Consider the following 11,756-nt stretch of genomic DNA (forward strand, 5'->3'; position numbering starts at 1 on the left):
AACAAATTGATACTTTTACAATAAGTATTGAACATGAAACGACTTTCTTCTTTTTTTAAAGGTTTGATCTGGATCGCTATAATCGTAGTGCTTGGTTTTGCTGCTATTCAGTATATACTACCTCGATTTGTAGAGCGTAAGACAACGGTGAACTATAACTTCAATCCAGGAGTGCTAAGGGCACAAACTAAAATTGTGATATGGGAGCAAGATTTTACATTGAGTTTTACAGAGACCAAAGAGAAGAAATATTTCAATTCAGATTGGTTGAAGTTTAAAGAATCTGTAGCAGCAAGCGCAAAAGGAAGAATGGGATTCCATATAGATCTGTCAGACTCAGTAAAGACTACAATTAAATTTAAGAACGATACAGTTTATATCAATACCCCGCTAGAGTTAACTTATGTTCAAATAGACCTGAGAACTATTGAGATGATACGTAATGCATCAATAGATCCTACTTTACATATCAATAAAGATTCTGTTTTGCGTATGCTCGACCAGCGCGCCATAAAGGAGTTTATGCCTGCAACAATAGAGAATATTAAACTGAAGACAGTAGAGGAACAGGAGAAAACATTATCAAGATTGACGAGAAAGCCAGTTAAGATAAAGTTTAGCGCCGTACCTACAGTAAAGAGTACTTTGAATATGGATTGGTCAAAACGTTAGTTTGTCCTCACGTCTATTACATCTCTTATTGCATTTCCCAATATATTAAAGGCATATACCAATAGCATAATTGCAATGCCTGGTATGATGGCTAATAGTGGACGATTGGTTAAAAGGAAATTGTAATGCTCTTTTATCATTAGACCCCATGATGGCATTGGAGGTTGAACACCTATACCTAAAAAGCTTAGACCTGCTTCGATAAGTATTGCCGTTGCAAAATTACTAGCAGCAATCACCATGATAGGTCCTGCAATGTTGGGCAGTATATGCTTAAGGATAATTCTTCTGTCACCAAGTCCTAAGGACTTGGCAGCAGTAATGTACTCCATCTCTTTAAGAACAAATACCTGCCCCCTTATTAAACGTGCGGCACTTACCCACATGGTTAACCCTATGGCTATAAATATTTCCCAGAAACCTTTTCCTATAGTAAGCGTAATGGCAAAGACTAATAATAATGTAGGTATAGCCCATAGTATGTTTATGATCCACATAACCATATTGTCTACCATACCTCCATAATAGCCTGCAATAGAGCCTAAGAAAATGCCAATGCTAATAGAAAGCAAAACTGCAATAAAACCAACAGCAATACTTACGCGAGACCCAACAAGTAATCGGGATAGAATATCTCTACCGTACCTATCGGTACCCAAATAAAAAGTATGGTTTTTGATAAGTTCTTTTTCGATGTAAGCCTTTTGTTTGTCAATCGACTGGGTGAGTATAGTTTGTGGCAATAGCTCTGCCGCTGTATAGCGGACAGTATCTTCTATATTATCATCTATATAGTGCACTGCAAATAGATGTGTATCGGTAAACAAATATCTATTTATGGGTAATGCTTTATAATTAGAAGGTGTGCCGGTGAAAAAGTGCCATTGGCTACTATTGGTTTGTGCTACAGTTTTGGGTATAAAAAGTAGCTGCTTCTCAAACCCGGGAGGTTTGGCTCCCAGCTCTACGATCATTCTGTTAGCATATGGCGTATTATCGGGCGCTATTTGGTATGCTAGTATGGCAATAAGAAATGTGAGCCCGATAATGCATAAAGCAATTACTGCTGAAGGTTTCTTCAGCAGTTTCCTAAAAGTGTTATGACTACCGTCATTACTCATTTACCAGTCCGTGTTCACTAATAAGATAGATAAGCTGCGCCATTACTACCGCTCCCAGCTTTAACTCTCTATGGTTTACTTTTTCAAACACATCATTTTCGGTATGGTGCAAATCAAAATAACGTTGAACATCAGGTAGCAAGCCTGCTGCAGGCATACCCGCTCTATGAATTGGTGTTATATCTGCACCACCATGCCTTTCACCAAAATTGTACACGCCATACTCTTCAAAGTATTTTTTATAAGCAGTTATTTGAGCTATTTGTTCTTCACTCATATCCAAACTGAAACCTCTTGGAGAAAAGCCACCTGCATCACTTTCAATTCCTAGTATATGATGCTCGTGTCTACTTTTGGCAGAGTCTGCATAGGCATAGCCTCCTTTTAGTCCGTTCTCTTCATTCATGAATAGTACAGCACGAATAGTGTATTTAGGTTTGATGCCTAGTTCTTTAAAAGCTCTTATAACTTCAATAGATTGTACACAACCTGCACCATCGTCATGTGCTCCTTCGCCTATATCCCAAGAGTCCAGATGCCCGCAAACCAATACGATCTTTTCGGGATGCTCTGACCCTTTGATCTCCCCAATTACATTGTAAGAGATCTTATTCTCCATCATCTTACAGTCCGATTGGATAGTTGCACTTACTTTTCCTTTTTTGAACTTTCGTTCCAGCATATCTGCAGTAGTATTGCCTATAGCTACAGCAGGTATTGGTCTTACACCTTCCTCGTAACCTAAGGAGCCTGTATGTGGCGCATCATCAAGACCAGTAGAAACCGAACGAATGATAACTGCTACTGCACCCTTTCTTGATGCAATACTTGGAGATTTCCATCTGTATGGTCCTGCATCAGAGTAGCCCTTGAAAGTATGGATCAGATCTTGACGGAACCTATAATTGAAGTACACTATTTTACCTTCTACTTCTTTTCTTGGAAGTGCCGCAAACTCATCAAAATCATTAACCATGATAACAGGAGCAGTAAGCATCTTGCCGTCAGTGCCCACTGTGTTACCAAGAGAGGTCATTTTTACCTCCGTCATGTTTACAGACATCTTACCATTAGCTTCTTCAAAAGAGAAAGCCAAACGCTCATTACCTCTATGCCAATGGGGTACAGATACAGGTTGTAGCCATACACGGTCAGCTCCTGCATCTTCCAGTGTTTTCTTCCCCCATATAACTGCCTTTTCTGCTTCAGGACTTGCACTTAATCTGTTACCTATGTCTTTGCACAGCACACGCAGGTCATCATAACATTTGCCCTTCATCATAATATGGTCTGAAATATGGCGCATCATTAATGAGTCGCTATTAGCACTTGCAGAAAAAACAGTGCCTAGAGTCAACAGTAGTATAAATTGTAATCTCATATTGTAAATATAAAAAAGCAATGCAATCAATTATTATTTATCAGCTCGTTAACGAAAATAGTGCATATATTAGTACTAAATATTTACCTCATGAACAGATTAACATCAGCCATTATACTTTTCGGTCTATCTATTTTGTTAGTTCAATGTACGGCTAAAAAAACAGCCAAAAATACCATGACAGATGAAGAAGTGGTAGCATCAGTAAAAAAGCAATATACCGACAGCCAAATGGAGGAGGGGAAAGCTGTTTATCAATCTAGCTGTGGTAAATGCCACGCTCTGTTCGAGCCAGAGTCAAGAACGATACATAAATGGGAAAAGGTATTGCCAAGAATGAGCAAGAGAGCAAATTTAGAAACTGCTGATGCAGGAAAAGTTAGAGCTTATCTTTTGACACATGCTAAGAGTAGCTAGCCTATTGTGCTATTAGTTTTTACTATTACTTTTTTGCTTGAGCTGCAAAACAATAATCCGATATTTGCTACATGAAGATAGGTATAGTATGTTACCCAACATTTGGGGGTAGTGGAGTTTTAGCTACGGAATTAGGAATGGCGTTATCAGAAAAAGGCCATGAAGTACATTTTATCGCTTATAGAAAGCCTGTAAGACTACATTTTCACCCTAATATCGTTTACCACGAAGTACCGGTACCTACTTATCCATTGTTTGATTATCCGCCTTTTGAAACTGCGCTAACCAGTACTATGGTGGATGTGATCACTAATAACAACTTGGATCTGTTACATGTACACTATGCTATACCACATGCTTCGGCTGCCTATTTTGCAAGACAGATATTGAAGAAGGCAGGTAGAGATATTCCTTATATAACAACGCTGCACGGTACAGATATTACATTGGTAGGTAAGGATAAGACCTACGCACCTGTGGTTACCTTCTCTATAAATGAATCTGATGCTATAACAGCCGTTTCTGAAAGTCTTAAAGAAGAAACATTTGCTTCTTTTGATATAGAAAAAGAAATAAAGGTAATTCCCAATTTTGTAGATACTAAACGTTTCCGTCAGTCTAATAAAGACCACTTCAAGAAAATGGTGGCGCCAAATGATGAGCGTATCATGGTGCATGCTTCTAACTTTAGGAAAGTGAAGCGTGTAGATGATGTTATAAAAGTCTTCAAGTTGGTAAATGAACAAATGCCTTCAAAGCTATTGATGGTAGGTGATGGTCCTGAGCGTCAAAATGCCGAGGAGATGTGTAGACAAATGAATATTTGTGACGATATACGCTTTTTGGGCAAACAGGAAGAAATGGATGAGATACTAAGTATCTCTGATCTATTCATTTTACCATCAGCCCATGAGAGTTTTGGTTTGTCTGCACTGGAGGCAATGGCTTGTAGAGTTCCAGTTATTTCTACAAATGCCGGTGGTCTATCCGAAATAAATAAAGAAGGGGTTACGGGTTTCTTAGCCAATGTAGGCGATGTCGATACCATGGCTAAGCATGCAATGTCTATCTTGAAAGATGATGCCACTTTAAATAAGTTTAAAGCAGCCGCAGCCAAACATGCTGAGTTGTTTGAGCAAGATAAGATAGTGCCTGTTTATGAGCAGTTATATGAAGAGGTTATCGCGGCTTATAAAGAACAAAAGAAGCAAAGCTCAGTAGCCTAACCCTCCTGCAATGCTTCCCAATATTCTGCTGCTCTACGTGTATGAGGTATAACAATTGTACCGCCAACTATATTGGCTATGGCAAATACTTCGTATAGCTCGTCTGTAGTGATGCCCTCTTCGTAGCATTTTTCTACGTGATATTTGATGCAGTCGTCGCATCTTAGCACCATGCTGGCAACTAGCCCAAGCATTTCTTTGGTTTTTACAGGTAGTGCACCTTCAGCATAAGTGTTGGTATCTAGGTTAAATAATCGACCGATCACTTTATTCTTTTTGCCAAGTATTACCTCATTCATCTTGGCTCTATATTCATTGAATTCTTGTACTTGCTTGTTCATGCCTAATTGGTTAATTCTACAAATGTAAGCCAGATGCCTTTGAAAATTAATATTTAGCCATTACTTTAATCTACAAATAGAATTTAGATACATGCCTAAGTCCTTATTCCGCAGAAAGACACTAGTAGATATAGAAAGAGATATTGCTATTGGTAATACCGATGCTCATGGCAATTCAGGCTTAAAAAAGATACTCTCAGTTCGAGATCTGACATTTATGGGTATTGCTGCCATAGTAGGTGCAGGTATCTTCTCTACTATTGGACAAGCAAGTTTTGATGGAGGTCCGGGTATTGTATTTCTATTCATCTTTGTTTCTATAGCCTGTGCTTTTGCTGCTATGTGCTATGCAGAGTTTGCCAGTATGATACCTGTATCGGGTAGTGCATATACTTATTCTTATGTGGCCTTCGGAGAGCTGATAGCATGGATAATAGGGTGGGACTTGCTCATGGAATATGCCATAGGCAATATTGCGGTTGCCATTTCTTGGAGCGATTATATGACCTCCTTATTAGGAGGCTTTGGTATTAATATCCCTGCCTTTCTTACTATGGATTACTGGACGGCGCAGGAACAAGCTACAGAAGCGGCTGTAGCAGCTTGGAATACAGCACCTATGATAGGCGATCTGCGCATCATCTGCGATATACCAGCTTTCCTGATAACCGTTATCATTACTTGGATCATATATGTTGGTATCAAGGAGTCGAAACGAACGACCAATGCAATGGTGATATTAAAACTAGCTGTTATTGCCCTAGTGATCATTGCAGGAGCGTTTTATATAAAGCCTGAGAACTGGTCGCCTTTCATGCCAAATGGTACTAAGGGTATTTTAGCAGGAACGGCCGCAGTGTTTTTCTCCTATATCGGTTTCGATGCTATCTCAACCACAGCAGAAGAATGTAAGAACCCGCAGGTAGATCTGCCTAAGAGTATGTTTAATGCGCTCATAATATGTACCATACTTTATATTCTTATTGCTTTGGTGCTGACAGGTATGGTCAGCTATACAGAGCTAAATGTAGGAGACCCATTAGCATACGTATTTGAGGCTAATAATTTGGATTGGCTTGCAGGTATTGTGGCTGTAAGTGCCGTTATTGCTACGGCAAGTGTATTGTTGGTATTTCAATTGGGGCAGCCACGTATATGGATGAGCATGAGCCGTGATGGGTTGTTACCATCGATATTCTCCAGAATACATCCTAAGTTTAAAACACCTTCATTTTCTACAATACTTACAGGTGTTGTTGTAGGTATCCCTGCGCTTTTCTTAAATCTGGAAACAGTTGTAGACCTATGCAGTGTAGGTACGCTTTTTGCATTCGTACTTGTTTGTGGAGGTATCTTAAGGCTTCAGGAGCAGCGTAAAAAAGCAGCTAAAAATCCTGATGAAGTAAGCAATATACCAGAGAGTAAATTCAAGACGCCATATATCAACAGTAAATGGATCACGCCAATACTATTTATTATAACAGCTGTAGCGTTTTTTCAATACTATCCTGGTGGTGTGTCTAACTTCTTTAGTGTAGATGGGCAAGAAGGCTGGGGGGCTATAAGAGTGAAAATACCTTATATCTTATTCGGCATTACTTTCCTAATTACAGCAATACTATCTTTTATCAAAAACTATTCACTAATACCTGTTCTTGGTTTTTTAAGTTGTAGCTATCTGCTTAGCGAAAGTGGAACTTCCAATTGGGAACGCTTTATGATATGGCTGGTTATAGGTTTGGTCATCTACTTCTTGTATGGGGCAAAAAATAGTAAACTCAGAAAAAGAGATAAAGCAAAATAAGTTCTATAAAGAAGGTACTTGCCTGTTTGGATATTGACTGAAGTTGATGTCCTTACCCATTGTGCCTTTAAAGCGTTTGAAAAAAGAAGCTTGTTCTGTTATAGGGACAAAGTTCTCAACCTTCAATTCACTAGCGTCTATTTCTGGTTTTAAATGGCTGTAAACCTTTATAGTATCAATAATGAATGGTAGGTGATATACAGGTGTGCCAAATCGTTTTTTTGAGAACCCTCTCAGCATAAATGCTTGAAAAGGATCGGTAGCTAATGCGATGGATTTAAAACCTAATTGTTTGGCTAGTAGATAGGAAAAGTAGACATTTTCAGTACTATGGTGGGCTAGTGTATCGTAGAATATATTTTCTTTAGGCACGCCCAGTTCTTGTGCATATTTACCCATTACTTCCGATTCTCTGTAAGGAGAGTAAACAGCATCTCCAGAGAAGATAATGTTTCTTGCCATACCGTTTTTATACAAAGAGTAAGACCATAAAACCCTAGCTTTCATCAAAGAGTCCCAGCTATTACCATCGTAGGGAATGCCTGGTACTACAATAGCATCAAAGGTTTTATTATTTACCTGTGCATGTACTAATCTTTTCTTTGCACCTTTTTGAGGCATTTTACTGCAACCCACAATTATTGTGGCTAGTAATAGAACAAGTATGGTAATGTATCTTTTTTGCATATAACAAATGTAGGTACAATGAACGATGTAGAAATGCCTTACATATTAGATAATTCTTATATCGCAATAAGCAGAAAAAGGGTAGACAATGTCTACCCTTAAAATTAAACAGTTTGCCAATTTGCTCTGAAACCTATCTGAACGGCCTTTTTTTGATGGCTCTTGTCATTTTGATTCATCACTTCTGCTATACTCATCGGTTCTTTGATCGTTTTGTTGAAGCCATGCTTATCAGATAAGGCCTGCGCCTTTTCTATAGGCAGTTTTTTGAATTCATATTTGGCTATTAGTCTTCCTTTTCTCATCAATGCTTCATCTATACTACCGATAGCACTGTTGAATGTACAGATGATCTGAACATTCAAGAAGTCGGATAATAGTCCGTCTGATATATTCAGCAGGTTAGATACAGAAGAAGTTTCTCCTGCTTGCCTTTGCATGATAATACTCTCGGCATCTTCTATGATCAAGATACTATCAGGGTTATTGATTAACAATTTTATTAGCTCGGGATTACCTATTTGCGATGCTATATTGGGTGGTACGAATAACATCTTCTTTTTCAGCTTGCCCACTAAATATCTTATATAAGTGGTTTTGCCCGTACCTGGTAATCCATGTAATAGAACAATGCCTTTATCTTTTTTCTTATTCAGACGGTCTCTTATCAGTTTGTCTACTTCAATAAAGTCGTCATCATAATTCAATTTAAGATCAAGCCTTGTCCTTTTTACATTCATGCTGTTAAGTGTAAGGCCATGATCTCCTGTGGTAATTAAATTGATCTCCAGTGGTTTTTTTCTAGATGCTTTACACTTAGGTAAAGCTTTGCTTAACTCCAATACCAAAGGGCACTCTTCTCCCGAATAGTAGATCTCGCAATAATCATTTCCTATTTCTATGAGTATCTCATTTTTTAAGATCAGCAGACAGTAAGTTTTATTCGCCTTTTTGTTATTAGCATAGATCTCAGAATTATTGACTTCCTGTTTTATCTCTTTTTGATAATGTGTTGTGATATAGTTATATATCTTTTCTGTATTCACTTGGTATATTTCTATACAGTTAGCCAACTTGCCAAACAACTTTACAAATAAGGTTTTTGCATGTGGGTTGCCATAGTCGAACAGTGACGTGTATAGAATTGTTTCTTTAATTAATGATTTGTCCATTGTTATTCTTTTTAGAGCACATGGCTCATGCATATGGCAATAGCATGTTGGCTATACCATATTTTGATGTTTTAGTTTGGGAATAAAAAAGCCTCGGTAGTAGTGTACCGAGGCTGCTAAATGATTTTTAGAAAAAATCTATGGCATATGCTTACCTCGCACACTAAACCTATCTGTTCCAATAGGCGCTGTCGATATTTTAGTTTGGTAAGTCATTGTTAGTTGTATTTATTCGGCAATGCTTATTGCAAATGCTGTGCCAAAAGTAAAAACAATTATTGAATTGGTGAAAATATTTTAAATGATCACTTATAGTCTTTTACAATTGTTTTGAGTTCGTTGAGTTTTAGTAAGGCTTCCACGGGAGTAAGAGTATTGATATCCATTTCCGAAAGTATATGTTGAATACTTCTCAGATCTTCTGTAAGCCCGTCAAATATATTCAGTTGAAATTCCTGAGTCTGTTTAATGTTTTTGACCTTCTCTGTAGGGCTGTCCTCTTTTTCTCTTTGTTCTTCCAGTAGTGCTAGTATCTCTTCTGCACGGTTGAGTAGTGCAGGTGGCATACCCGCCATTCGCGCTACCTGTATACCAAAGCTATGCGTACTGCCTCCTTTGGCTAGCTTCCTTAAAAAGATAACCTTATTGCCTGTTTCCTTATGGGTGATATGGTAATTCTTTACACGCTCTAGTTGATGTTCCAACTCATTGAGCTCGTGGTAGTGTGTGGCAAATAAAGTTTTAGGGTTGGTCTTATTGTTGTGTAGATACTCTACTATCGACCATGCTAAAGAAATGCCATCGTAAGTACTGGTTCCTCTTCCTATTTCATCAAGTAGTATCAAACTACGTTCGCTGATACTGTTAATGATGCTTGCGGTTTCATTCATCTCTACCATGAATGTACTTTCACCTCCGCTTAAATTATCAGAGGCGCCCACGCGTGTAAATATCTTATCCGTTAGTGCTATAGAGGCTGCTTCGGCAGGAACAAAGCTACCCATATGTGCCATAATGGTAATGATAGCTGTTTGTCTAAGTAAGGCAGACTTACCACTCATATTAGGCCCTGTAAGTATAATAACTTGTTGTTCCTCTTTGTTCAGCAAAAGATCATTAGCAATATAGCTTTCGCCGGTAGGTAGTTTTTGTTCTATAACAGGGTGTCTGCCTTGTACTATATCTATAGCATGTTCTTGGGTAATAGTAGGTTTTCTATAGTTGTATTTCTTAGCATTGGTAGCGAAGCAGAATAGGCAGTCTAATCGTGCAATAATATGTGCATTGCTTTGTATCGTAGCGATAAACGGATCTATTTCAGTAAGCAGCTCTTGATAGATACGGTTCTCTATGGCAAGTATTTTTTCTTCCGCGCCAAGTATCTTTTCCTCATACTCTTTCAGCTCTTGTGTTATGTATCTTTCAGCACTAGTAAGTGTTTGTTTTCGTATCCACTCTTCAGGTACTTTGTCTTTATGAGCATTGGTTACTTCCAGATAATAACCGAACACATTATTGAAGCCTATCTTCAAAGAGGATATTCCTGTTTTTTCTGTTTCCCTTTTTTGTATATCAATTAAATACTGCTTACCACTACGGGATATTTTTCTGAGGTCATCCAGTTCTTCGGATATACCATCGTTGATCATCCCTCCCTTCACTGTTTGTGCAGGAGCATCTTCTACTATTACTGTTTTTATTCTTTCTTGAAGCTCTGTTAGCGGCTGTAAGTTCTGTACTTCTTTCTGCAAGCTGTCAAAGGAAGTTTGCATTGCTTGTTGCTCTATGTTTTCCATCACACCAAGACTTTTGGCGAGCTGCATTACCTCTCGTGGGTTTGCTTTTTTTAGCGGTATTTTACCAATTAATCTTTCTACATCACCTACTTGTTTGAGCTGTGCTATCAAGTCGTGGCAGAGGTCTTGTTCTTTGATAAAGTATGTGACCAATTCCAGACGTTGTTCTATTTGATGGATATCATATAGTGGAAATACCAACCAACGTCTCAGCAGTCTTGCGCCCATAGGGGTACAAGTGTTATCTATTGCCTGCAATAGACTGGTGCCATTTTCATCAGCGCTATGTATCAACTCAAGATTACGTATCGTAAATCGGTCCATCCACATGAACGAGTCTGCTACGATGCGCCTTATACTGTTTATATGTTGTAGGTTGGCATGTTCTGTATCTTTAAGGTAGTGGATAGCTACGCCTGCAGCTATGCTGGCAGGTTTCATGTCTTCTATTCCATATCCTTTTAAAGACTTTGTTTGAAAATGGTTGAGTAGAAGATCATAGGTATATTGTTCTTGGAATACCCATTCATCCAATAAGTAAGTATATACTTTGGTGTCAAAATTTTCTCTGAATGCCTTTTGGTGCGATTTAGATAAAACGATCTCTGAAGGTTGGAAGCTTTGTAAGAGCTTATCCATATACTCCATATTGCCTTGGGCGGTATAAAATTCCCCTGTGCTTATGTCTAGGAAGGCAACACCACTATCCTTATCATTGATATATAAGGCAGCTAAGAAGTTGTTGGTGTTATTATCCAGAAGCTTGTCGTTTGTAGCCACACCAGGTGTTACCAGTTCTGTTACCCCACGTTTTACGATCCCTTTCACTGTTTTGGGGTCTTCCAACTGGTCGCAGATGGCTACACGATAGCCGGCTTTTACCAACTTGTGTAAATAGGTATCAATAGAGTGGTGCGGGAAGCCCGCTAACTCTATAGCCGATGCAGCGCCATTAGAACGCTTGGTGAGCGTAATGCCCAGCACTCTAGATGCAACTAGAGCGTCTTCCCCAAAGGTTTCATAAAAATCGCCAACGCGAAATAGTAGGACAGCATCGGGATATCTTGATTTGATCTCCTTATGCTGCTTCATTAATGGTGTCTCGGTAGCTTTTGTCTTCTTAGCCATGCTAGCACAAA

10 protein-coding genes are annotated in these 11,756 nt (G+C 38.6%); 4 read left to right on the top strand and 6 right to left on the bottom strand.

Annotated elements, in window-relative coordinates:
• The first annotated feature begins 33 nt into the window (after positions 1 to 33).
• Positions 34 to 672, top strand: a complete 639-nt coding sequence (locus R2800_04240; GenBank protein MEZ5016237.1) for a hypothetical protein — start codon at positions 34 to 36, stop codon at positions 670 to 672.
• Here the strand turns inward: R2800_04240 and R2800_04245 are convergent.
• On the bottom strand, positions 669 to 1,793 hold the full coding sequence (locus R2800_04245; GenBank protein ID MEZ5016238.1) for an ABC transporter permease: 1,125 nt from the start codon (positions 1,791 to 1,793) through the stop codon (positions 669 to 671). The two genes, R2800_04240 and R2800_04245, sit on opposite strands and share 4 nt — an antisense overlap.
• A complete protein-coding gene (locus R2800_04250) occupies positions 1,786 to 3,174 on the bottom strand; it encodes a M20/M25/M40 family metallo-hydrolase (protein MEZ5016239.1) in 1,389 nt (462 codons plus the stop codon). The genes R2800_04245 and R2800_04250 overlap by 8 nt, the downstream gene beginning before the upstream one ends.
• A gap of 90 nt (positions 3,175 to 3,264) precedes the next feature.
• Between R2800_04250 and R2800_04255 the strand changes: the two genes are divergently transcribed.
• The gene (locus tag R2800_04255) at positions 3,265 to 3,591 is read left to right on the top strand and encodes a hypothetical protein (protein ID MEZ5016240.1); all 327 of its coding nucleotides are present in this window, start codon (positions 3,265 to 3,267) and stop codon (positions 3,589 to 3,591) included.
• A 71-nt stretch (positions 3,592 to 3,662) separates the two neighbouring features.
• Positions 3,663 to 4,817 (top strand): N-acetyl-alpha-D-glucosaminyl L-malate synthase BshA, encoded by a 1,155-nt coding sequence (bshA, locus tag R2800_04260; protein ID MEZ5016241.1) that lies wholly within the window; start codon positions 3,663 to 3,665, stop codon positions 4,815 to 4,817.
• Here bshA and R2800_04265 read toward each other — a convergent pair.
• Positions 4,814 to 5,158, bottom strand: a complete 345-nt coding sequence (locus tag R2800_04265) for a carboxymuconolactone decarboxylase family protein (protein ID MEZ5016242.1) — start codon at positions 5,156 to 5,158, stop codon at positions 4,814 to 4,816. The two genes, bshA and R2800_04265, sit on opposite strands and share 4 nt — an antisense overlap.
• A gap of 91 nt (positions 5,159 to 5,249) precedes the next feature.
• Here R2800_04265 and R2800_04270 point away from each other — a divergent pair, with 91 nt between their 5' ends.
• Complete coding sequence (locus tag R2800_04270; protein ID MEZ5016243.1) at positions 5,250 to 6,962, top strand: amino acid permease; 1,713 nt, start codon at positions 5,250 to 5,252, stop codon at positions 6,960 to 6,962.
• Between the two features lie 3 nt (positions 6,963 to 6,965).
• Here the strand turns inward: R2800_04270 and R2800_04275 are convergent, their stop codons facing one another.
• The 3 genes from R2800_04275 to mutS all read right to left on the bottom strand — a co-directional run bounded on the left by R2800_04275 (position 6,966) and on the right by mutS (position 11,745).
• Positions 6,966 to 7,649, bottom strand: a complete 684-nt coding sequence (locus tag R2800_04275; GenBank protein MEZ5016244.1) for a YdcF family protein — start codon at positions 7,647 to 7,649, stop codon at positions 6,966 to 6,968.
• A gap of 104 nt (positions 7,650 to 7,753) precedes the next feature.
• Entirely contained in the window at positions 7,754 to 8,821 is a 1,068-nt protein-coding gene (locus R2800_04280; GenBank protein MEZ5016245.1) for an AAA family ATPase, read from the bottom strand.
• Positions 8,822 to 9,126: 305 nt separating this feature from the next.
• Positions 9,127 to 11,745, bottom strand: a complete 2,619-nt coding sequence (gene mutS, locus R2800_04285) for a DNA mismatch repair protein MutS (GenBank protein ID MEZ5016246.1) — start codon at positions 11,743 to 11,745, stop codon at positions 9,127 to 9,129.
• Between the last annotated feature and the right edge of the window lie 11 nt (positions 11,746 to 11,756).

Source organism: Flavipsychrobacter sp. (assembly GCA_041392855.1).
Lineage (GTDB): Bacteria > Bacteroidota > Bacteroidia > Chitinophagales > Chitinophagaceae > UBA5543.